The organism is Cryobacterium sp. Y11 (genome assembly GCF_002929535.1).
GTDB lineage: Bacteria > Actinomycetota > Actinomycetes > Actinomycetales > Microbacteriaceae > Cryobacterium.
Genome location: NZ_PJJO01000054.1, coordinates 194373 through 218071, shown reverse-complemented (window position 1 = coordinate 218071; position 23699 = coordinate 194373). Strand labels below are relative to the sequence as shown.

17 protein-coding genes are annotated in these 23699 nt (G+C 63.5%); 6 read left to right on the top strand and 11 right to left on the bottom strand.

Features of this window, described 5'->3' with window-relative positions:
* Positions 1-139: 139 nt before the first annotated feature.
* The gene (locus tag CXY75_RS08245; protein ID WP_104082340.1) at positions 140-568 is read left to right on the top strand and encodes a PRC-barrel domain-containing protein; all 429 of its coding nucleotides are present in this window, start codon (positions 140-142) and stop codon (positions 566-568) included.
* 399 nt (positions 569-967) lie between these two features.
* Here the strand turns inward: CXY75_RS08245 and CXY75_RS21005 are convergent, their stop codons facing one another.
* Entirely contained in the window at positions 968-1318 is a 351-nt protein-coding gene (locus tag CXY75_RS21005; protein WP_104082339.1) for a DDE-type integrase/transposase/recombinase, read from the bottom strand.
* A 426-nt stretch (positions 1319-1744) separates the two neighbouring features.
* Positions 1745-1954: a transposase gene (locus tag CXY75_RS08235; protein WP_104082338.1), complete on the bottom strand. Its 210-nt coding sequence runs from the start codon at positions 1952-1954 to the stop codon at positions 1745-1747.
* A 128-nt stretch (positions 1955-2082) separates the two neighbouring features.
* Between CXY75_RS08235 and CXY75_RS08230 the strand changes: the two genes are divergently transcribed.
* Complete coding sequence (locus tag CXY75_RS08230; RefSeq protein ID WP_104082337.1) at positions 2083-3027, top strand: cytochrome b/b6 domain-containing protein; 945 nt, start codon at positions 2083-2085, stop codon at positions 3025-3027.
* Here CXY75_RS08230 and CXY75_RS08225 read toward each other — a convergent pair.
* The 3 genes from CXY75_RS08225 to CXY75_RS08215 all read right to left on the bottom strand — a co-directional run bounded on the left by CXY75_RS08225 (position 3024) and on the right by CXY75_RS08215 (position 5869).
* On the bottom strand, positions 3024-3785 hold the full coding sequence (locus CXY75_RS08225) for an EI24 domain-containing protein (protein WP_199182411.1): 762 nt from the start codon (positions 3783-3785) through the stop codon (positions 3024-3026). The two genes, CXY75_RS08230 and CXY75_RS08225, sit on opposite strands and share 4 nt — an antisense overlap.
* Before the next feature lie 9 nt (positions 3786-3794).
* The gene (locus tag CXY75_RS08220; protein ID WP_104082336.1) at positions 3795-5141 is read right to left on the bottom strand and encodes a hypothetical protein; all 1347 of its coding nucleotides are present in this window, start codon (positions 5139-5141) and stop codon (positions 3795-3797) included.
* A gap of 392 nt (positions 5142-5533) precedes the next feature.
* The gene (locus tag CXY75_RS08215; protein WP_104082335.1) at positions 5534-5869 is read right to left on the bottom strand and encodes a hypothetical protein; all 336 of its coding nucleotides are present in this window, start codon (positions 5867-5869) and stop codon (positions 5534-5536) included.
* Positions 5870-6010: 141 nt separating this feature from the next.
* Between CXY75_RS08215 and CXY75_RS08210 the strand changes: the two genes are divergently transcribed.
* The gene (locus CXY75_RS08210; RefSeq protein WP_146069410.1) at positions 6011-6658 is read left to right on the top strand and encodes a hypothetical protein; all 648 of its coding nucleotides are present in this window, start codon (positions 6011-6013) and stop codon (positions 6656-6658) included.
* Positions 6659-6689: 31 nt separating this feature from the next.
* Here CXY75_RS08210 and CXY75_RS08205 read toward each other — a convergent pair whose 3' ends face one another.
* Positions 6690-8141, bottom strand: a complete 1452-nt coding sequence (locus tag CXY75_RS08205) for an MDR family MFS transporter (protein WP_104082333.1) — start codon at positions 8139-8141, stop codon at positions 6690-6692.
* 303 nt (positions 8142-8444) lie between these two features.
* Positions 8445-10964 (bottom strand): excinuclease ABC subunit UvrA, encoded by a 2520-nt coding sequence (locus CXY75_RS08200; RefSeq protein WP_104082332.1) that lies wholly within the window; start codon positions 10962-10964, stop codon positions 8445-8447.
* Positions 10965-11254: 290 nt separating this feature from the next.
* Between CXY75_RS08200 and CXY75_RS08190 the strand changes: the two genes are divergently transcribed.
* The 3 genes from CXY75_RS08190 to CXY75_RS08180 all read left to right on the top strand — a co-directional run bounded on the left by CXY75_RS08190 (position 11255) and on the right by CXY75_RS08180 (position 19761).
* Positions 11255-17143 carry a peroxidase family protein gene (locus tag CXY75_RS08190; RefSeq protein WP_146069409.1) on the top strand — a complete coding sequence of 1963 codons (5889 nt, stop codon included), beginning with the start codon at positions 11255-11257 and terminating at the stop codon, positions 17141-17143.
* Between the two features lie 102 nt (positions 17144-17245).
* Positions 17246-18934: a multicopper oxidase family protein gene (locus CXY75_RS08185; protein ID WP_233201806.1), complete on the top strand. Its 1689-nt coding sequence runs from the start codon at positions 17246-17248 to the stop codon at positions 18932-18934.
* On the top strand, positions 18934-19761 hold the full coding sequence (locus tag CXY75_RS08180; RefSeq protein WP_104082329.1) for a hypothetical protein: 828 nt from the start codon (positions 18934-18936) through the stop codon (positions 19759-19761). The genes CXY75_RS08185 and CXY75_RS08180 overlap by 1 nt, the downstream gene beginning before the upstream one ends.
* Positions 19762-19834: 73 nt before the next feature.
* On the opposite strand, the gene CXY75_RS08175 is transcribed toward CXY75_RS08180, so the two are convergent.
* From CXY75_RS08175 to CXY75_RS08160, 4 genes are all read right to left on the bottom strand, one after another.
* Complete coding sequence (locus tag CXY75_RS08175) at positions 19835-21103, bottom strand: sensor histidine kinase (RefSeq protein ID WP_158251160.1); 1269 nt, start codon at positions 21101-21103, stop codon at positions 19835-19837.
* A gap of 67 nt (positions 21104-21170) precedes the next feature.
* Positions 21171-21869: a response regulator transcription factor gene (locus CXY75_RS08170; protein ID WP_104082327.1), complete on the bottom strand. Its 699-nt coding sequence runs from the start codon at positions 21867-21869 to the stop codon at positions 21171-21173.
* Positions 21870-22046: 177 nt separating this feature from the next.
* Positions 22047-23018 (bottom strand): BTAD domain-containing putative transcriptional regulator, encoded by a 972-nt coding sequence (locus CXY75_RS08165; protein ID WP_104082326.1) that lies wholly within the window; start codon positions 23016-23018, stop codon positions 22047-22049.
* Between the two features lie 101 nt (positions 23019-23119).
* Positions 23120-23698 (bottom strand): hypothetical protein, encoded by a 579-nt coding sequence (locus CXY75_RS08160; RefSeq protein WP_104082325.1) that lies wholly within the window; start codon positions 23696-23698, stop codon positions 23120-23122.
* Between the last annotated feature and the right edge of the window lies 1 nt (position 23699).

Sequence of the window (23699 nt, the reverse complement as noted above, 5' to 3'; positions counted from 1 at the left end):
GGAGAGAAGCCGAGACCCTCCACTGCTTGTCCAAGACAAGCCTAGGAAACATCGATAAAGCACCTTCGCTGTGCAACCCTCTTTTTTAGACGCTTCCCTGTAATTCTCACTCGTACAATCGATTGAAAGGACATGAATCATGACATCTACAGAGCGCAGCAAGCTCGTTCGGTTACAGGACACCAATAAGACCATCGCCGCGACGGATTCCGATATCCGAGGGCACCGAGTTTTCGACAAGGACGGCAACAACCTCGGGAAAGTGGACGCTCTCCTGATCGACGAGCGTGAAGAGAAAGTCCGATTCTTCGAAGTCGCCACGGGTGGTTTCATGGGTCTTGGCAAAAGTAAGTCCTTTATCCCTGTCGACGCTATCACCCATATCGACGATAAAGACGTCCACCTGAATCTACTGACAGACACCGTGGCCGGCTCTCCACCCTATGATCCCGATCTCGTTGAAGACAGCGTCTTCTTTCATGACACCTATGGTTACTACGGGTTCTTGCCTTATTGGGGAATGGGATATGTCTACCCGCCTTACCCGTATTACACCGAGCGGTACTAAGTATCGTCTGCAGTCGCTCGTGCGCGTATCTGCTGTAAGGATTTAGCCAGGAGGAGTCCCCAAAACGACTTAATGACATCGGTGCGGACGTGGCGGAAAGTTCGTCCAGTACAAACGCATGCTCGTGGCGACCCTGAACACAAGGCCTTGCAGCCAGATAACCTCAGAAGCGAGCGCCAAACTGCGACGTCACAAGATGCTCCGTTCGGAGATCTTCAACGTGGAAACTTTGATCGTGCCTGAGCTTTAATGGATCAAGACCTGGGCCAAAATAGACTCAGAATACCGGCGACACCATCTACTTGAGGCTAGTCAAGACTCTGCGCAGCACGGTCTGCGATGACGGCAATCGGTAGATATTGCATTTGCTGGCAACGGTATTGCCGCCAGGGGCGGCGGCTATCTTGGGTGGAGCTGCGAGCAGCGTTGAACCTGGTCAAGGTTTGGCCGGTCGCAACCAGCCCGGGATGACCCTACGAGTGTAAGAGAGGAATCGATTAGGTCGGTCCTCGTATGGGCGGCGATGGCCCAGCCGATTACTCGGCGGCTGTGGGCGTCGATCACGGTCGCCAAGTCGACCCATCCCTCCCAGGTCGTCAGGTAAGTGATATCGCCGACCCAGACCTGGTTCAGCGCCCCGGTGTCGCATTCCCGTTTGACCGCGTCGACCGGGTAAGCGTCGGCGTGGTCAATGATCGTGGTGGTCCTCCACTTCTTCGGACAGATACCCACCAATCCGAGGCGTTGCATGGTCTTGGCGACGGTCTCGCGTGAGATGGTTTCCCGTCGGCACGGAGGTCGGCGAGGACTCTCGGGGCTCCGTAGACCTCGTCGGAGTCGCCGTGGAACCACGTCACTTTCTGCTCGATGTCCTCCCGCCGAATCATGCGGTCCGATGGTTTCCGGTCGAGCCAGACGTAGTAGCCGGATCGGGACACCTCAAGCAGGCGAACCATGCGGGTGATGGTGAAATTGGTCTTCTTACGCCAATCAATTCGAACGCTTTGCGCCCGTATCCGACGGTTCCTGGGCGAAGAAGATGGACGCTTCTTTTAGAAAAGCCCGATCAAGTTTCAGGTCCGCGTTTTCTTTTCGCAACCGGAGCAACTCGGCCCGTTCAGACTCGGTGACTCCGGTCTCGCCGGTGTTGTTTCGGGCTTTGAAAGCGCTGACCCATCAGCCCAGCGAAGCCTCGTTGATGCCGAGCTCGCGGGCCACTGTCGCAACTGCCCTGCCGGTGTTGATCACCAGCTTCACGGCCTCGTCTTTGTACTCAGGAGTGAACTCCCTGCGTGTCTTTCCTACGTGAACATTTTCTCTGGTGAGGTGTGCACCCAACGGGGGCAGGGTCAGTATGAAATTGCTGATCCTGGCGTGCGCGATCAAACACCTCGTTTACCGAGGGAAAGCTGAGGGTTTGTGACCTAGCGCGTCAGCGACCGGCACCCCGGCCCGATGGACAAGTAACCTAGCGTGGACGCTGCGGAAAACTGCCAGCGCGGGAACGGATCAGGATGACGACGGGTGCCTCCCGGGCGAGCGCAGTGCAGCCGAGTCGGTGGCTTCGACTGGTCTGGATCGTGCCTGCCGTTCTGGTGGCGCTGGCCCTCGTCGCGCTCGTGGCACACGGACTGCGCACCGTTGGGCCCATCGAGTCTTTCCTGCGCAGCTATCCCGGCGTCTCTACGCACGCGGCCGCCACCCCGATTGGAGTGCCGGCCTGGCTGGCCTGGCAGCACGGGCTCAACGCCTTCTTCATTCTGTTCGTCATTCGTACCGGATGGCAGGTGCGCACAACCAAACGCCCGAACATTTTCTGGACCCGCACGAACACCGGGCTGTTTCGCACCAAGAACCCCCCGATTCGAATCACCCTCGACCTCTGGCAGCACATCGTTTTCGACACGCTCTGGCTGGTGAACGGCATCGTGTTTTACGTGCTGTTGTTTGCCACCGGCCAATGGTTGAAGGTCGTGCCAACGAATTGGGATGTCCTTCCGAACGCACTGTCGGCCGGCCTGCAATACGCCTCGTTGAACTGGCCGGCCGACAACGGTTGGGCGCACTACAACGCCCTGCAACTGCTCAGCTACTTCGTGGTCATTTTCATCGCCGCACCGGTCGCGCTTGTCACCGGACTTCGCATGTCGCCGGGCCTGTCCGCGCGGTTTCGGAGACTTGACCGGGTTTTTCCCCTGCCGGTAGCGCGCAAACTGCACTCTGCGGTGTTGATCTTCTTCGTGGCCTTCATCCTCGTGCATGTGACCCTCGTGCTCACGACCGGCGCCCGCGCCAACCTCAACAATATGTATGCTGCGCGCAATGACGACGGATGGACCGGCGTCTGGATCTTCGTCGGCTCGCTCCTGCTCATGGCCGCGGTCTGGATCGGCGCGCGTCCCCTCGTCGTTCGAGCCGTCGCGGCCCGCAGTGGGCGCATCATTCACCGCAAGCGCTAAGCGGCGGTCTGCGCGAGAACGTCGCGGCTGAGCATGGCAGCGCCAGCCACGGCTGCCGGCATGACGATGACGGCAGCTCCCGGAATCAGAAACAGTAGATAGGTGAGTACGCCGAAACCGAGGCTGCGCGCGCGGCGGGCGCGCAGCATCCGTCGTCGCTGTTTCAGGGTGAAGCCGCGCGCATCGAAGGCGAAGCCGGTCAGCTCGAGCACGAGGATCCAGCCGCCACACAGCGCGCCCAGAATGAGCACGAGCAGCTGCCCGAGACCGGGAATCAGACCGCAGATCAGCAGCGCAATCGCGACCAGAATGGCGAGGCTGACCAGCCGCACGGCGTCGGCCACGGAGCGCAGCAAGCCGCGCGCCTCTTCGACCGGCGCATCACCCAGGTTGGTCTCGACCCGGCGCCAAATGCGCTCATAGAAGGGGTCGCCGACCAGCAGCGTCACGGCCACAAAGGTATACGCCAATAAGAGGATGCCGGCGGCCGCGACAGCAGCGCCGGCCACGACCCGCATCCCCGTGCGCCACGGCTCGCCCCAGCCGCTCGCAAACGGGCTGATCGCTGCCGCAATCGTCTCGATGTTGACCAGCAGCACGACAATCCCGGCGAGGTAGACGATGCCGACGATGAACGCCGGCAGGGCGCCGAGCAGCATGAGGCGCGGCGAGGTGATCCACATTCTCAGGCCGCGACCGAGAAATGCGGCCCCGGCGATGAATTCGCGGGTGGCGGTGGGCGTGGTCGAAGATGGCACTCTCAAACCCTAACCGTGCGATGCCGCGTTCCAGGCGGTGACGAACGCGGCCGCGGCGGCCGGGTCGGTCTCGTCGGTCTCGAACCGCGGTGGGAGCACGGTCAGGGGCGTGGTGGCCTCGAAGATCAGCTGGAAGAAGCCGCCGTCATACGCGCTGATCCAGTTGGTGCTGCCCGGAACCAGCGCCGCGCGGGCGAGTGGGGCGAACTCGGCGATACCGGTAGAGTTCTGCACGACAACCCGGGCGTCGACGCCCGAGAATTCGACGCTCGTGACGAAGTCGTCGGCCAGCAGGGATGCCGCCGCCGCTAAAGCGAGCGCACGATCGACCGGGTCGGTGCCCTCGACCAGCAGGGTGGTCTCGTCGTCGGCGATCTGGTACTGGAGAGACTTGAGGCCAGCGGCGGTGGGGATGTCGGCGAGCAGGACGTCAATGCCCTGCGCGGCGGCGACGGATTCGACCATGAACCAGAGACTGTTCGGGGACACGAAGATCTCGATCACGCCATCGACATCTCCGAGCTGGTCGATGATGGCGTTGACGGTCGTGAAATCGCCCTCACCGCTCTGCGTGACCAGGCCCGATGTGATCGTGACGAGTCCGAGACGCGCCACGTCGGGCAGGGACTCAATGAAGGCGGTCGCGGGTGCGACATCCGCTTGCCGTTGCAGTTTGAGGCCGAAAGCGTCGCTCGTGAGAGTGGCGCCGGCCAGATCGAAGGCGGCCGATACGATGGCGAATGCGTCGATAGTGGCGTCGCGCCGGATTCGTTCAACACCCCCGGAAACACTGAACCGGCCGGAAGAATCTGCCGCTGAGAGCTCTGCGGCAGTGAACAAGGTGTCGTCATCAAGAAGGGCACCGGTGGCGTCGTAGGCCTCAATGAGGTGGTCAGCGCTGGCAACATTGCCGCGCACGCTGTCGCGGCCGACCACGCCGCCGGCGCTGTTGGGGGTCGCCCGCAGGTCGAAATACAGGTCGAGCACCTGCTCATTGTCGGCCCGAATGTTGTCGACCTGGAGCGTGAAGCCTCCGGTGATCACCTGGATCGCCGGCAATTTGGCGAGGGTCTTTTCCTGCGCTGCGTCGTACTCGCCGATAAGGTGCATCAGCTCCCGAAGGCGATCGTCGGAGACGTCAGACAGGGTGACGGTGGCATCCGCGGAGCCGGCAAAGGGCAAAACGTTAGTCGCCACGATGCTCACGTCGACGACGTCGGTTTCGCTAGCGAGAAATTTGGCGAAGTCGCTTCCAGCGGCGCTGCCGGCGTCCACCGGGCCGCACCCGCGCAGTCCGGTGACGACCGCAAGAACGACGGCGAGAGTGGTGACGCGCTGGCGAATAGGAGCGAGCATGGCGTTAGGGTGGCGCCTCGATTGCGGCCGTCATAGGCTGCTTCAACTATGGTGGTGGCACGATGAAACGATCCGTTCCGCGGTTCCTGGTATTTTCACCGTTGTGCTTGCCTCTCTAATATTGCTGCTGCCAGCCAGCCAGCCTCGGTTCGGACGCTTCGATCCAGGCCTGGATTCCCACCGCGCTTGGTGCTCTCTTCGCGGCTAGTGCATATGTGGCATGGCTGGTTCGGCCAAACGGGCGACAGCTGTCATCGCAGTCGAGGGAGTAGGTGTGTCTATCCACCGTCTTCAGGAGCAACCAGGCGATGAACGTTGCACGTAAGACGCTTCCCTCACTTTCTGGGAAGACCACGGTGGGTGGGAAGATCACCGTTGCTCGAGTCCCCTTATCAGCGGGTTTGGGCGATGATCGCCTCGGCGACCGAGGTTGGTCCGTCGGAGGAGACGCCGTAGAGCGTCTGGCCGAGAGAGAAGAAGAGCGGCGAGGGCGGGCCATCCTCACGACGTGCCTGCGGAGTGGTCTCGCCTTCTACCAATCCTTCGAGGACGATCGGTTCGAGCGCCGATGACATTTCGGGCATCAGGCCATCGAGAATGCTTTCACTGGGAACTTCCTCGAATTGCCTGCCGCCACTAATGACGCCAGGCGAGGTGACCGTGACGTCGACCCATGCGGAGCCGACGGGTGCTGAGATTCGCCACCCGGCCTCACCCGCGGTGGTCATCGCCGGAGATGGTCCGGCGGCGCTTGACGATCCACGGCGTGCAGCCTTGTACGGTGTCGTGCTCGTGAAACGTTGCTGCCTCGTCACGCAGCGCACCGACTACGTACGTGGCACCGGTATTCTCGAAGGATCAACAGTGAGGTGGGAGCAACAGTGACGCACGCGCATCCGCTGCACGTCGACGTTGAGGTGGCCTGCCTGTGCTGCCTCGCGCCGCAGCCGTTTCACTTCACGTCGCTGAGCGACCAGGTGGTCTGCTTGACGTGCGTGCACCACATTGGGGCCGAGAAGAGTGAGCGCCGCGACCTCGAGCACGTGCGCCTGTGGGCCGCGCGCTGGGCTATTGCGCAGAACGCGCAGCGGGAGTACACGGCAGAAACGGATGCCCTACTCATCGCCCGCGACATCGAACTGACCGCCCTGCGCGACCACGTCGCCGAACTCAGTGCCATCGTCGCCGGTCAGTTCTCGGCTGGAATCGACGGGGTGCGGGTCCTGCTGCAAAACGATTTGGTCAAGCGAGCCGAGCGCAATACCGAGCTCGCCCGGCGTCAGATCGACTGGGCGATGGCGGGGATTTGGCGCATCGCGGCGCTACACCACGACGCTGCGGCCTCGAAGTGCTCCTGCGGCCGCAGCGTCGGTAGCTGCGCGGAGAGCACAGCGATCGACTCGTTGCGCCAGGCGCTGGGCGACTGGGAGAAGAAGAACGTGCTGCTCCTGCAGGGCGGCCGGCGGCACGGACTGCCGGCGGACCACCCTGCGGCGCTGGCCCAGCGCATCCGCTGAACGAGCGTGCTGTGCAGGGCAGGTGGGCGGGCTAGTGCCCGATGGGCACCGGCGCGCCAAGCGGTGGACGCCGAATCAGGAACGCAGCTGGAATCGCGAACAACGAGATGATCGCGCCGTACAGGAACGCGTCGTGAATACCGGATGCCATCGCTGGCACCTCGGAGACGCCCTGCGTCAGGAGAGCGGCTGACTGTGCGGTCATCACGGCGATAAACAGTGCGGTGCCGACGGCGCCGGCGAGCTGCTGGATGGTGCCGACGACCGCGCTGCCGTGGGAGTACAGGTTGGGCGTGAGCGAGCCAAGCCCCGATGTAAAAAGCGGCGTGAACAGCATTGACAGGCCGATGCTCATGCCGATATAGGCGAGCATGAGCATCCACGGCTCGGTGGTCTGGCCCATCATCGTCATGGTCCAGAACGCGGCGCTGACAACGATCGACCCGGGAACGAGAAGAATGGTCGGGCCGCGACGGTCGTAGATGCGGCCGACAAACGGTGCGAGCAGGCCCATGACGAGGCCTCCCGGAAGCAGCAATAGCCCGGTGGAGAGCGCGGTCATGCCGAGCACATTCTGCATGTAGAGCGGCAGCAGAATGATGGTGCCGAACAGGGCGATCATGCTGATGCTGAGCATCGAGATCGAGAGGGTGAAGGTGCGGGACTTGAACACGCGCAGGTCGAGCAGCGCTCGATCGGTGCGCTGCAGCTGCAGCTGGCGCAACACGAACAGGCTGAGGGCGACCACGCCGATGCCGAGCGGTAGCCAGCCGGCAGCGGGTGCCCCGCCTAGGTTGCTGAGGCCGTAGACGAACCCGCCAAAGCCGAAGGCGGAGAGGATGACGGAGAGTGCGTCGAGCGGAACCGTGCGCGGCGTCGTTACGTTCTGGATGCGCGAGGCACCGAGAACGAGCGCACCGATGGCGATCGGCAGCACCAGAATGAACATCCAACGCCAGTCCAGCACGCTGAGAATGATGCCAGAGATAGTCGGGCCGATTGCCGGGGCAACCGAGATGACGATGGAGATGTTTCCCATCGTCTTGCCGCGCGACGCCGGTGCGACCAGGGTCATCACGGTCGTCATGAGCAGGGGCATCATGATGGCCGTTCCGCTGGCCTGCACGATGCGGCCAATGAGCAGCATCTCAAAGCCGGGTGCGAGGGCGGCGATCATGGTGCCGGTGCTGAACAGCGTCATGGCGGTGATGAAGATCGGCCGTGTGTTGAAGCGCTGAATGAGAAAACCGGTAATCGGAATGACCACGGCCATGGTGAGCATGAACGCCGTGGTCAGCCACTGCGCGGCGGTCGCCGTGATACTGAGGTCGCTCATGAGGTGCGGCAGGGCCACACCCATGATGGTCTCGTTCAAAATGACGACGAACGCTGAAACCAGCAGTAGTCGAATGACCAGCTGGTTGCGCTTGGCATCGGGATGTATTGCGGCCTCGGGGGTCGTTCCGGTGGCTGTTGCGGTCATAACTGGTCCTGACGGTCGTGCGAAAAAGGGATGTGCCACATAGCGAGGTGCGAAAATGAGCGGCCGTACGCCCCCGGGCCGGCTCGCTCTGTACGCCTCTACGTCAACGATTTGCAGAGTGTGAATTATTCCTGCGCCAGAGAATCGGCCGGAACGCCACGCCCTTGGCCTCAGCTCGGGGGCGAAGTCAGGAAATTCGACGCGCGGGTGCGGTTGCTGCCCGGAATTCCGGGGTCGAGTCCGCTTTGTGCAACGGATGTCCTGAATTAGCCCCCGGGGACGGGGCGAGGGGAGTGTTGGGAGTCAGGCCAGACGGCGAGCGAGGTAGGGGGCGGTGCGACTGGTGGGGTGGGCGGCCACGGTGGCGGGGGTTCCGGTCACTACGATTCGACCGCCCTGGTCGCCACCGGAGGGGCCGAGATCGATCACCCAGTCGGCGGCGGCGATTACGTCCATCTCGTGTTCCACCACGACGACGGTGTTGCCGGCGTCGACGAGGCGCCCGAGCTGCAGCATGAGCAGCTCAACGTCGGCCGGATGCAGCCCGGTCGTCGGCTCGTCGAGCAGGTAGAGCGTGTGACCGCGGCGGGCACGCTGTAGCTCGGTCGCCAGCTTGATACGCTGCGCCTCCCCGCCGGAGAGCTCGGTGGCTGGCTGCCCGAGGCGCAGGTACCCGAGACCCACCTCGCGCAAGGTTTCGAGGCTGCGCGCAGCCACGGGAACATCGGCGAGAAAGACGAGCGCCGCATCGACGGTGAGACGGAGCACCTCGGCGACGTTTTTGCCGCGGTAGGTCACTTCGAGGGTTTCGGGGTTGTAGCGTGACCCGCCGCAGGTAGGACAGGGGGCGTAGCTGCCCGGTAGAAACAGCAGGCCGACGGCTACAAAGCCCTCACCGAGGCAGGTTTCACAGCGACCACCGACAACGTTAAACGAGAATCGGCCGGCCGTGAAACCGCGCTGACGCGCTTCGTCGGTGGCGGCGAAGGTTGCCCGCACGGCATCGAACAGGCCGGTGTAGGTGGCGAGGTTCGACCGCGGTGTGCGCCCAATCGGCTTCTGATCGACCTGCACCAAACGGTCGATGGTCTCCAGCCCGCTCACCTGCGCAAGCGAAATTCGCTCGTCAGACGCCGCGTCATCAGCGGCTTCTCCAGCGGCATCGGCGTCGCCAAGGTCGAGCAACGGCACGTCGTCGGGATCCGGGTGCAAGTACAGCCCCACGGCCTCGGCGAGCACGTGGCTGACCAGGGTCGACTTGCCTGACCCCGAGACGCCCGTAACGGCAGTGAGCACGCCAAGCGGAATCTGCGCGTCGAGCCCGCGCAGATTGTGCCGGGTGATGTTGGTTAGGCCCAACCAGCCCAGCGGATGCCGAAGCTCACCCCGAGTCACCGGGTCGCGGTGGTCAGCAAACAGGTACTGCCTCGTAACGGATGCCTCGACCTCGGCCAGTCCATCGATCGGCCCGCTGTAGAGCACCTCGCCGCCGCCCTCGCCGGCCCGGGGCCCGACGTCGACGACCCAGTCGGCACGACCGACGACATCCATATTGTGTTCGACCACGAAGACCGAGTTGCCCGAGAGTTTGAGCTGTTCGAGCACGTCGAGTAGCGGTTCGGCGTCGGCCGGGTGCAGGCCGGCCGATGGCTCGTCGAGTACGTAGATGACGCCGAACAGGCCAGAGCGCAACTGCGTGGCGATGCGCAGCCGCTGCATCTCACCCGGAGAGAGCGTCGGGGTCGACCGGCCGAGGGCTAGATACCCCAGGCCCAGGTCGAGCAGTACGTTGATGCGGCGCAGCAGGTCGCCGGCCAGGGTGATGGCCACCTCCGACGTATTGGGGGCGCCAGACACGATCGGTCGCAAAACAGCAGCGAGGGCAGTCATGGGCAGAAGGTTGAGTGCCGCAATGGTGTACCCGGCGACCGTCACAGCCAATGCCTCTGGCCGAAGACCGCTCCCGCCGCAGACCGGGCATGGACCGGTTTCGACGTATCGCAGTACCCGCTGCCGCATGGTCTGACTCTTGCTGTCGGCGAGGGTGTGCAGCACAAAGCTTTTCGCACTCCAAAATCTGCCCTGATAGGTCACCGCGGCACGGTCACGCTGCGGCACGACTTCCACAACCGGTTGCTCTTCGGTAAACAGAATCCAGTCCCGGTCGGACTGAGATAGTTTCTGCCAGGGAACATCAATGTCGTAGCCGAGAACGGCGACGATGTCGCGCAGGTTCTTGCCTTGCCAGGCCCCCGGCCAGGCGGTGATGGCGCCATCTCGAATGCTCAGGGTGGGATCGAGCACCATCGACGCTTCGGTGACGGTGTGGGCCATGCCGAGACCGTGGCACCGAGGGCAGGCGCCTATCGCCGTGTTGGGCGAAAATGATTCCGAGTCCAGGCGACCAGTGGCATCCGCTGGATATATGCCGGCACGGGAATACATCATGCGTAACGAGTTGGAGAGGGTGGTGACCGTGCCGACGCTCGATCGAGAACTGGGTGTGCCACGGCGTTGTTGCAGGGCGACGGCCGGTGGTAGCCCGGTGATCTCGTCGACGCGGGGGGTGTGTCCCTGTTGAATCAGCCGACGGGCATATGGTGCGACCGATTCGAAGAAACGGCGCTGGGCCTCGGCGAAGATGGTGCCGAAGGCGAGCGAAGATTTGCCAGAGCCGGAAACTCCGGTGAAGGCCACGATGGCGTCCCGCGGCACGTCGACGTCTACATTGCGCAGGTTGTTCTCGCGGGCTCCGCGTACGCGCACGAAGCCGCTACCGGGTTGAGTGTCGCTGGACGTCTGTGTGGGGTTTTCGTTGAGCATCCGCGCAACAATAGTTGCTGTACCTGCCAGGTTGCCGCTAATGAAAGGCGCTGACCCCGGTGAGGTCGCGGCCAACGAGCAGCGACTGGTTGCTCTCGGTGCCCTCATAGGGGGGATGGACTCGATGTCGGCGAGCAGGAGCGTGAAGCGCCCTGCGCGATCGAGAAAGTGGACCTGGTCCGGGTCCGGGTCCGGGAAGGGGGATGGAGGGGAGGAAGTTGCACAAGGTTTCCATAAGGCCCGCATCACACTCTTACAGGATTCACTCACCCTGAGGAGATAGGTGCGTCATGAGCAGGTTCGAAGGTCACAGAATCGTTCGCGGCAGTCGCAATACAACCGGAATGCGGGGTAGTCCACCTTCCCCGGAAAATGTAAGACCGCAGGGAGTCTTCGGCACGCCCCTGCGCATAGTCGCAGCCGGCATGGCCGCGGTGCTCTACGCCGGACTCGGGCTGACGGCCGCACTGCCTGCCCAGGCGGCCGTCGCCGCGGTCGGCCAGGGGTTCGCCGTCACCTCAAGCGACCTTGCTTTCATTCTCAAGCAGATCAAAATTGCCGAAGCCCACGTGGCCAATACCACCGCGGCCACCGGCCCGTGTGGTGCCCTCGTCGGAACCGGTCCCAACCAGATCGCCAGCCCGTTACTCTCGCTTGGACTGCGCACGGTTGACGGATCCTGCAACAATCTGCAGCCCAGCCAGGACCAGTTTGGCGCCTCCGATCAGGTTTTTCCCCGACTGACTACACCGTTATTCACCGAAGCGGAGGCCACTCCCGCCGGATTTGGTCCGCCGAATGGCACCTCGTACGCCCAGAAAAAGGGCCTGGTTTTCGACCCCGAGCCGCGCACCATCAGCAACCTGATCGTCGATCAGACCTCCACTAACCCGGCCGCTATAGCCGCGGCTGGAAATCCGGTGCGCACCCAGGGCAATGAGGGCGTCGTGGCCTGCACGACCGACCCGAGCGAGGGCGTGCCCTTCGGCACTCCCCCCGGGTGTATCCCCTCCCACGACACGCTGTTCATGCCCAACGTGACGACCGACGTCGGCCTCTCGCCGCCGTACAACTCACTGTTCACCCTGTTCGGCCAGTTCTTCGACCACGGCATTGACCAGACGGTCAAGGGCGGCGGCACGGTCTTCGTGCCGCTTCAGGCCGACGACCCGCTGGTCGCCGGGCCGGACCACGTCTTCGGCAACGCCGACGACCTCGATCCAAACCTGCGCTTCATGGTGCTGACCCGCGGCCAGAACCAGCCCGGAGCCGACGGCGTCGCCGGCGACGACCCATCCACCGCGGCCGACGAGAGCGCCGACGACGTTCAGGATGCCCTCAACACCAACTCGCCCTGGGTTGACCAGAGCCAGACCTATGGCTCGCACGCCTCGCACCAGGTGTTCCTGCGCGAGTACGTGACCGTGGGCGACCGACCGGTTGCCACCGGCAAGCTGGTCGGCGGACCGGCCGGACCAACAGCTGGCGGTATGGCCACTTGGGCTACGACCAAGGCGCAGGCCGCGAACGTGCTCGGGCTGCTGCTGACGGACCAGAACGTGACCAACATTCCGATGCTGGCAGTGGACGCCTACGGCAAGTTCATTCCCGGACCGCTGCGCGGAATGCCGCAGTACGCCACCGCGACCGGTCTGGTCGAGGGTGACACCGGGAGTCCCGTGCCGGTTCCGAGCAACGTGCTGTACTTCAACACCCCGTTCCTCACCGACATCGCGCACAACGCGGAGCCGAAGCCCGGACTGACCCCGGATGGGAACTCGACGGCATCCGCTGACTTCGCCAGCCAGCCGGCCGGTACCTATGACGATGAAATGCTCAATGCGCATTTCATCGCCGGCGACGGTCGCGTCAACGAGAACATCGGCCTGACCGCCATTCACCAGGTCTTCCACTCGGAGCACGACCGCCTGGTGGACGATATCGAGAACACCCTGACCAACGATACTTCTGCCAAGGGCGTTGCGGCCCTGGCCGAGTGGAAACTGGCCAGCGGCGCCGCCGGCTGGAACGGCGAACGCCTGTTTCAGGCTGCCCGCTACGTCACCGAGATGGAATACCAGCACCTCGTGTTCGAGGAATTTGCGCGCAAGGTTCAGCCCGGTATCAACCCGTTCGAACCGTTTGCCTTCACCCAGACCGAGATCAACCCGGCGGTCAAGGCGGAGTTCGCTCACGCTGTGTATCGCTTCGGTCACTCCATGCTGACCGAGACTATCTCGCGTACGAACGAGGGCAAGCCCGGTGTCGATGGCGTCTTCGGCACGAGTGACGACGTTCAGGGCAGCCTGAACGACATCTCGCTGCTCGAGGGGTTCCTCAACCCGCCGGCCTACACCGATGGTGGCCCCGAGGGGCAGCTGACCTCGGGGGAAGCCGCGGGCAGCATCATCATGGGCATGAGCGACCAGGTAGGCAACGAACTCGACGAGTTCGTCACCGACACCCTGCGCAATGACCTGCTCGGCCTGCCGCTCGACCTGGCCGCGATCAACATGACTCGTGCGCGTTCTGAGGGCGTGCCGCGGCTCAACGTGCTCCGCCGCGACCTGTTCAACAAGACCAACGACGGTGCCCTCAAGCCATACACGAACTGGATCGACTTCGGTGAGAACCTCAAACACCCGGAATCGCTGATCAACTTCGTGGCCGCCTACGGTCAGTTCCCCACCATTACCGGCGCGAGCACGCTCGACGGCAAGCGCGACGCCGCACGACTGATCGTGAGTCCCGACGCCCTGGCCGGAGAAGCCTCTCCCGACGACGCCATGGACTTCATGAACAGCACGGGAGCGTGGGCCAATTCGGGCACGCACTCGATCACGGGTGTTGACGAGATCGACCTCTGGGTCGGCGGGCTCGCCGAGATGACCACCCCGTTCGGTGGCCTGCTCGGCACGACCTTCAACTACGTGTTCGAGAACCAGATGACGGACCTGCAAAACGGTGACCGGCTGTACTACCTGGCTCGCACGCCCGGCATGAACCTCCGCACCCAGCTGGAGGGCAACTCGTTTGCCGAGCTCATGATGCGCAACACTAACGCGCACACGCTGAAGGCCGATCCCTTCGCCACGGCTGACTGCAAGTTCGAGCTGAAGAACCTGGCTGGAACCGTCGCAGGCTTCGCGGCCTCTGGCAACACCGTCGCGGACGACCCGCAATCCGAATGTGTGGAGTCGGCGCTGTTGATCCGCATGCCAGACGGCACGATCAAGTATCGTGCCCGCAATGCGGTCGACCCAGCCGGAATCAACGGCCAGGCTGTCTACAACGGCACCGGAACTGTGGACCGGTTGTACGGCGGTAACGACAATGACACCTTCTGGGGTGGCCTCGGTAACGACGTCATCGACGGCGGTGGAGGTGCAGACGTGGCTCTCGGTGGTGAAGGCAACGACATCATCACCGACTTCGCTGGAGATGACGTGCCCAAGGGTGGCCCAGGTAACGACGCCATCGATGCCGGACCAGGCCTTGACATCATCATGGGTGGCGAGGGCAAGGACTTCACCAACGGTGGAGCCAACGCCAACGAAACCTTCGGTGGGGCCGACGACGACTTCATCATGCTCGGTGAAAGTCTCGACGCAGCCTTCGGTGACGGTGGCGACGACTGGGAAGAGGGCGGCAACCAGCCCGACCTCATGATTGGAGACAGCAGCAACCTGTTCTTCCTCGATGACTCGCAGAAGCCCGGTAGCGACTTCATGATCGGTCAGGGTGGAGACGACGACTACGACATGGAGGGCGGCGACGACATTGGTGTCGGTGGCCCCGGCATCGAAAAGGTCGCCGGTGGCTCCGGTTACGACTGGTCGACCGGCCAGGGTGACCCCCAAGCACAGGTCTCCGACCTGGCGCTACCGATCGCTCCGCTCGATATCTTGCAGGTCGGGGTGCGTGACAAATACAACGAGGTCGAGGCGCTCTCCGGCTGGAAGCTGAACGACATCCTCCGCGGTGACGATCTGGTTCCGAGCGCGGTCGGCGGCGGCGGCTTCATCGGTTGTGACGTTCTGGACCAAGCTGGAGTCGACCGCATCGCGGGCCTCGACGCGCTGATTCCGGTCTTCACGACCACATTGGCATCCGTTGTGGCTGTGTCGGCCCAGGGTGACTGCCCGATCCTCGACGGTCCGAACGTGTGGGGCGCCGGCAACGTGCTCCTCGGCGGCGCGGGCAGCGACCTGATCGAGGGACGAGGCGCCGACGATATCATCGACGGTGACGCGTACCTCAGTCTGCGCCTGAGCATTCGCACTACTGCGAGCGACCCGGCGACGGAGATCGGCAGTGCGAGCATCAACGGCACGAACCAGAGTGCGATGGCCAGCCAGTACCTGTCTGACGGTGCCGGTGGACTCACCGGACCGACGTTGCAGGAAGCTGTCTTCGCCGGCACTGTCGACCCGGGCAACATCGTGGCGGTTCGCGAGATTCTGTACGGATCTGGCGGCACTGACTCGGCGCAGTTCTCCGGATTGAGCAGCGACTACGAGGTCACCACCACCGGTGGTAACGGCACGCTGGGTTCGGCTGGGTCAACCACCACGGTGCTTGATAACCGTGGCACCGACGGCACGGACACCCTGCGCAACATTGAACGCCTGCAGTTCAGCGACACCGTGGCGCCGGGGACCCCGACCATCGGTGCTGCCCTTGCCGGCGACCAGCAGGCCACCGTTGACTGGACCGCGTCGCCTGTTGGCGTGGCCACCAGCTTCTCGGTGCGGGTGCTTGACTCGTTCGGAGACCCGGTGGGTGCACTCCGCACCGCGGCCGGAACCGCGGTCAACCTGGTTGTCACCGGGCTGACCAACGGCTCCAGCTACACCTTCCAGGTGTCGGCGACCAACGCGGAAGGAACGAGCGCATTCTCGGCTTCGACCACCGCGGTGACACCGGTAGCACCGGTGGTACAGGTGGTCGCTGGCGCTCCAACGATCGGAACGCCGGTCGCCGGTAACGCTCGAGTGGATGTGAACTGGACGGCCCCAGCACCGGTGGCTAACGCCACCGCGATCACGGGCTACCAGGTTCGCACCTATGAGGGAGCAAGCACCACGGTGTTCCGCACCTCGATCGTCGGCAACGTCTCCACCATTGGTATCACGGTGCTGACGAACGGAACCGGGTACACCTTCGATGTCGCCGCGATCAACTCGATCGGCACCGGAACGGCATCCGCTCGTTCGGTGGTGGTCACACCGACCGCCCCCGTCGTGCAGGTCGTAGCCGGAGCTCCCGTGATCGGAACCTCTGTCGCAGGGAACGCTTCGGTGACCGTGAACTGGGCCGCCCCTGCTGCTGTGGCTAACGCTGCAGCCATAACGGGCTACCGCGTTCGCACCTACATCGGGGCGGCCGCCGGGGTAAACCGCACGGCGACGGTCGCGAACGTCACCACGTCGGTGATCGCAGCGCTGACCAACGGAACCGGGTACACCTTCGATGTCTCCGCGATCAACTCGATCGGCATCGGAGCGGCATCCGCTCGTTCGGTTGCTGTCACACCGCGTACGGAGTTTGTGCTTCCCACGGTGATCGCGCGCACGCCGGCTTCGGGTGCTCGTTCGGTCAGCCAGACCGGCAACGTGACGGCCACGTTCAGTGAACCGGTCACCCGGGTCAGCGGTACGACGTTCGTGCTGCGGCGCGGTACAACGGTGGTCGCAGCAGGGATCGGCTACAACGCCACGACGCGAGTGGCGACGCTGAACCCGGGCGTGACACTGCTCGCCGACCGAACGTATACGGCCACGCTCTCGGGCATCCGTGACGCGGCCGGCAACACGATGGCGACGAGCACGTGGTCGTTTGTCACTGGTCCGGCTCCGACGATTACCAGGAGGACTCCCGCTTCGGGAGCTACAGCGGTGCGCCGGAACGCCAACGTGACAGCGCTCTTCAGTGAAGACATCACCGGAGTAGCCGCGGGCACGGTTCAGATCACGCGGGTCTCCACCGGGGCGGTCGTCACCTCGGTAGCGGCGTTCAACGCCAGGACCAATGTGTTGACCATCAACCCTTCGGTGACTCTGGCCTCGAACGTGGCGTACCGGGTGACTATCACCGGTGGCACCACGAGCGTTCGAGATCTAGTCGGAAACCCGTTCGTGACGAGCACCTGGACGTTCACGACGGGAGCCCTGCTCTAGGAACTACCTGATCCGCTCCGCTCCACCCGGCTGGCGACTCTCCCCGAGTCGCCGGCCGGTCCCACCACATCAGCAGAACAGCACAAAATCGTGAGGAGAGAAGTGACATCACGCAGAGAAGTTTTGCAGCTGGGTGCGTTCGGTGCGCTCGGTGTCATCGGGATGAGCAGCAACGACGACCCAGTTTCCACCGAGCCGCTCATGACGAAAAGCCAGCTCGCACCCGCAAATATGCCGGTGCCCTACGCTGGGGTGTTCCGTCGTCCCCCCGAATTGTTGCCGTACGAGACGGGCTTCGATGACGGCGACCCCTCGCGCCCCTTTGCCCGCTACGCGCTCACCCAGAAGCTCGGCCAGGCCCAGTTTGTTCCCGGGCTCGCCACGACGGTCGCTGGTTATAACGGCATCTTTCCCGGCCCGACCATCCGGCTGAACCAGGGCACCCGGAGCGAGGTGCGCATTCGCAACGCTCTGCCGGCATCCGGCTTGCTTCACTCGAGTGCGTTTCGCACCGTCACCCACCTGCACGGCTCGGCGTCGCTGCCGCAGTACGACGGGTATGCCAACGACTTTACCGCTGTCGGCAAGGTCAAGAACTATCAGTATCCCAACTTCCAGCCGGCGCGTACGCTGTGGTACCACGATCACAACATGCATCTGACGGCGCAGAACGTGTACTCGGGGTTGGCCGGCATTTATCCCCTGCATGACCCGTTCGAACTGGCGCAGCTGCCCCAGGGCGAATTCGATGTGCCGCTCATAATCTCCGATGCGATGTTCAAGGTCGACGGCTCCCTCGGCTACAACGACAATGAGCGCAAGGGGTTATGGGGCGATATCATCATGGTCAACGGGGTGCCGTGGCCCACGATGAAGGTCAAGCCTCGTATTTACCGGTTTCGAGTGCTGATCGCCTCCATTTCACGCTCCTACCGACCGACCCTCTCGAACGGTGAACCGATGTACATCGTCGCCACCGATGGTGGCATGACTCCCACCGTTCAAGCGGTGAAATCCTGGCGTCAGGGCACGGCCGAACGTTACGAAATTCTGATCGATTTTCGCAAGTACCAGCCTGGGCAAACGGTCGAGCTGCGCAACCTCAGCAACAAGAACAACGTGGACTTCGTAAACACCGGCAAGATCATGAAATTCCAGGTCGTAGCCGACTCCGGTGGCAACGCCGGTTCCATCTCGGCCATCCCCACTTCCCTCGACGATGGCGGCGCGGTCCATGCCGATTTGGGCGGCCTGGCCACCATGAGCCTCACGCCGGACATGGCCAAGGTGAAGCGGAAAATGGTGGTGGAGCGCGGGAACGGCCTGTGGAAAATCAACGGCACTACTTGGGCCGACGTAGAGAAGTCGAATTTCACCAAGCTGTTCGGTAATCCGCAGCCCTACGACGTGGAGCAGTGGACCATCACCAACTCTTCGGGCGGTTGGTTCCACCCGGTACACATTCACCTGGTGGATGGCAAGATCATCGGGCGCAATACCAATGGCGGCAAACCGTTCGCCTGGGAGAAGGGCCCCAAGGACGTCTTCTATGTCGGTGAGAATGAGTCCGTCACGGTGCTGATGCAGTTCGATACCGGCAAGGCTGCCGGCGGTCGTTACATGATCCACTGTCACAACCTCGTGCACGAGGACCACGACATGATGATTCAGTTTGCCGTGGGGGACTACCGGGTGAACGATCCGATCACCTCGGACGTTCCCGTCGTTGACAGCACGCCGATGGGCTCCTATCCGCCGGCCTACCGGCCGGGATTGCCGGCGGGTACCTGATGTTCTCCGTAAACCGGCTGGCTCCGGCGGTGCTGCTTGTGCTCATTCTGAGCGGCTGCACCGCCGGCGTAGCCGCCCCGGATTCGTTAGTGAAATCAACCGTTGCACCTGAACCTGGTGCCGACCTCGGCAACGACAGGCCGGTCGTGACCTTTGACGGCCTCATGGTGCGTCGGAGAGTGGCGCTCGCGGTGCATGCCGACGAAAACGTCGACCTCCCGGGTCTGCGCGCCGAACTCGAGCGTCGGGCGACGGATGCCAGCCTCACGTTGTCAGATATCGCCCCCGATGTTCTTCCGGCGGGCCTCCTTGATCAGGCTGTGCCCGTGCTGACGATGCTACTGCCGGCCGGTACGACGACTGCTCAAACGCGCGCTTTGATCGGGCCGGAAGCATCCGTCTCGTCGCTGTCGGCGAGCCAGGACTCAACCTTCTTCGTGGTCGATGTGCTCGTGCACGATCTTCGATTCGAGGTCGCCGCGGCCGACCCGGCGCAGGTGGCCGATTCGATCGCGACGGAAGGCATAGTTGCTGACGCGATCGGTACCTACGGCACGACTTTGGGCGCAGGACTTCTCGGGGTTGACTACATCGGACCGCTGCTCAGCGACGGCCTGGTTGAGTCTGTGCGCGTGGGAATCGCCCGCGGGGCCGGCACTGCTGCGGCGGAGGTAGCTGTGCGGCCCGAGTCGGCGACCGGGGTTGGAGTGAATATTGCAATCGAGCCGCTACCAACTCCCGCCGTCATCGCCGAAACCATGATGGACCACGACGCCGCCGAGGCGACTTCGGTGCCCGTCTCCCCTGGACGTTGGATCGGTTACTAGGTCGGCCTCACGGTGTTGCTCTGCGCGACTGTAGCGATCACGTTGCGGATCGGGTTTCGGCGGCGGCTTCTAGCTACCGCGAGTGAACGGGAACCCGATCGAGGGTCGCCATGACCGAAGTGCCACCGCCCTTCCAGGAGCGCACCTCCAGCGAGCCGCCGGCGACACTGATCGTGTCCCGCATGATGCGCAGACCCACGTGGTTGGCTGGTGCGTCTGCGGAAAGGTCGAAGCCGCATCCGTCGTCGTGGATGAGCAGAATGGTACGGTTCGCGTCTTGCAGGAGAGTCAGTTCCAGGACGCCGGCCCTGGCATGCTTCACGGTGTTGGCGAGCACCTCTCGGGCAACACGGTAGAACATGGCTGCCCGATCGCGGTCGAGGTCACAGTCGGTGGGCATATGGAGTTTGACTTCGATTCCATGCTCGAGTAACCGCGCGGCGAGCTGGGCCAGCGCTTCGGGCAGGCCCAGCTCGTCGAGGTCGGGTGGATACAGTTCGGACGACATAGCGCGCAGCGAGCGAACGTTCTTTTGCAGGATTTCCTTGGCCTGCGCGAAGAGTGGGCGATTCTCGGGCGTTGAGTGCATCTCCTCGGCCTCGAGGGCGTACGACAAACCCGCCAGATCTTGGATGACCTCGTCGTGGAGATCGCGGGCAATGCGCTGACGTTCTAGATCTGAGGCGTCTATGGCGTGTTGAAGCAGCCTGCGGCGGACGGACTGGTGCCCCTGTATTCGACGTGCCAGCTGAACGGCCGGAATGAGCTGGGCCAGTTGCAGTGCACCCAGCGACAACAGGAAAGTGGGGATCAGGCCGAGCAGGACGGAGTCCTGATCCGCGCGCACATCCGCGTCGTTGAAATAGGCTTCCACGACCACGGCCTGACCATTGACTGCGATCGCGCGAACGTAGACCTCGACCAGGTCACCGCTACCGGTTTCAAATTGATTTTCAACTTCGTCTTGGGACTCCAGGCTGGCCCGACCCTGGCCGCCAGCTAAGAGTTCGGGAGCCCAACTGGGCAGGTCGAAATGTCGACCAACCAGCATCGGTAGGTCCGAGTAGATCACCCGACCGGTCGCGTCCCACACCTTGATCCGCACCAGCGCGCCGTCGGCCAGACGCGGTTCCAAGCGCTCATTGATCTGACGATTGGCACCGGCAACTCCGTCGAGCACGGCGTCGGTCAGAAGGGGGCCGAGCGAGTAGTCGGCCAGGCGTTGCGTCAACAACACGGCGTTGGTCATGGCATTAACCGCGGCTTGTGCGCGCACCCAGAGCCCCACCGGGACGGCGATAACCACCGAGGCGATGAGTCCGATCAGGAGAAAACGTTGCACGGCTGCTCGTACCTCCGAGCGCTCTGCAGCCTGATTTTCTTCCGGCCGGGAAAGCCTCGGGGGTCGCCTAGACATGTTGGGCTGGGACCAGACCAAGACGAGTTGCGACCACGACCGCCTCCAGCTGCGAGTGCGCGCCGAGCTTGCCGAGGATGGATTTCACGTAGCCGCGGCAGGTATTCTCGGAAATTCCTAGAGTTTTGGCGTTCGCCCGCACGTCGGAGCCCTCGCCCATGAGGCGGAGCACGGCGAGCTCGCGTTTGGTTAGCTCGGGAAAGGGAATTTCCTCGCTGCGCTGACGGCGCCGAGCGCTGAGCAGCCCAACGAGGGAGGGATGCACGATGAAACCGCCCAGCCGCGCATGGCGGAGGGTGTCGAGCACCGTGGCCAGGGAGCCATCTTTGGGGAGAAAGGCGCAAACGCCGATGGCTGCGGCCTGTTCGAGTGCTTCGAGGGCCGGGTCTCCGGTAAGGATAACGATGCGGGTGTGCGGGGCACGCGCGAGGATGGCCGCGGCCGCGACGAGTCCGCTGCCGTCTGGCAGGTGGTAGTCCATCACGACGACGTCGGGAGACAGCGACAGACAGGCTTCAACGCCGCTGGCTACGCTATTGGCCGACCCGACGCTCTGCAGGTCGGGTTCGCGGTCGAGCGACCCGATCAGCAGTTCGGCGAAAGTGGTGTGGTCGTCGACGACGAGAACGCGAATCTGGGCGGTCGCTGTCGCTTGCACGCTAGGGTCGGTAGGAGACATTTGTGCGGTCATTTCCGACCTCCCTGCCGCCTGTTGAATGGTGCTCGGGCTAGCCGTGATCTTGAGGGAAAAAATTGGCGCAGTCCGAGCACTGTGCTCAGTATTGACAAATGCTGAGGTTCTGTCGAGTGCTGGTATTTTTCCCCCCCATGTGGTACGCCCAGTCGCCTTGGGGGTTGGACGGCGCACTCAGGCGTGAGCGAGCGCGCGTCGCAGAAAAGACGTAACGACATCAGTGGCCTCTCGAACGGAATCCGCGACCGGCTCTGGTCGCGGCAGGGTGGTGGTCGACTTGGCCCCGGTGCGGAGCTGGTCGTGCAACATGAGGAGTGCGGAGAGCACGTCGGCCAGGTCTCCGTCACCGTCGGCGGTTGCCTGCAGCAGACGCGACTGGGCCGAACGCAGCTTCTCGCCTGGCACACAGCCCAGCTCGCTCTGCATGGCGTGGCGGCAGCGTTCATAGGCCTGCAGACCCTCGGCGTGGTGCCCGCTAGTCTCCAGCCCGAGAATGAGGGTGGTCCAGGCCCGCTCGCTGAGCGGATCGTCGACTAACGCGAGTCGCGCGAAATTAAGGGCGTCGGGTATCCGGTGCAGTATCGCCGCGGTTTCGGCCGCCAAAAGACGGGCGGCCGTCAGTCGGGCGGCGTGCAGTTCGCGGGCGTCCAAGGCCCAGGCTGGCACCAGTTCATCACCGAGGAGTGGGGCGGCGGCGAGGTCAAGGGCGCGAAGCAGCAGCGGGTAGGCCAGCTCTGCGCTGGACTTCTGGGCCCGCTGCAGTAAAACGTCGAACTGGTCAAGATCGACGTCGACCAGCTCGCGATCCATCATGTAACCGCCGGTCGTGGTCTGCAGGGGACCGAATTTTCCGGCGCCCGGCTGCAGGTGACGTCGCAGCACGCTGACGTAACTTTCCAGGGTGGGCAGAGCTTCGACGGGTGGATTGGTACCCCAAAGAAGCTCGATTAGACGGTCCTTGGAGACCGCATGTCCCAGGTTTACGAGCAGGATCTCAAGAATTTGGCGTGGTTTAGGCCCGCCGAGATGATGCGCGCGCAATACATCAGATCCGCGACGAATGATCAGGTTGCCAAACAGGCGCACGTTCAGATGCGCCACAGTGGTGGCGACGGGCTGCTCTCGGGTGACGAATTCGATTGTCATTGCGAACCTCCACTATTGGAATGCGACCATGGTGCTCGCTCCCCCGCGTGGGGGAAAGCCGCGTGTGGAGTAGGCAAACACCCCCAATTTGGGGGAACGTATCAGGATGACGTGTGGTGTGCGGTGCCGAGTGAGAGACGGGCGCCGTGCGGCCCGTCCAGCACCAGCGCGGTGGCCTGGTTGGGGATCTCAAAGACCAGGGTCGCCACAACGGATGCCCCGGCGGCGGCGGTCTGCTCCGCCGGATCGACCCAGAGCGCGGTTGATCGGGAACCGAGGCCGGATAGGGAGTAGTCGGCCGCGTGAAAAACCAGGCCGGCAGCATCCGGTGCACTCAGCTCGAGCAGGATGCGCACGCGGTGGGATCCCGGCTGCAGGGGGCTGGTGAGCAGGGTGCCAGCGTTCGGCGCGACCCAGCCGTCGGATTCCAGCGGAATGACCGCGCTAACGCGAGCCAGTCCGCCCGGTACGACGGCGGTATCGCCGAACGGGGTGCTGGGCTTTGTGGCGGTGAGCAGCAGCACGCAGGCCAGGACTGCCATCGCCAGCCAGAGGATGGCCAGCCCGATCACGATCTTGCGATGCCGGCGAGACCGCGTGGAGGTGCTACGGGAGGTGGTGGGGTGCGGCTCGCCATCGTCGGGGCGAACCAGGCGCAGGGTCACGTTCGCGGGAGTCATG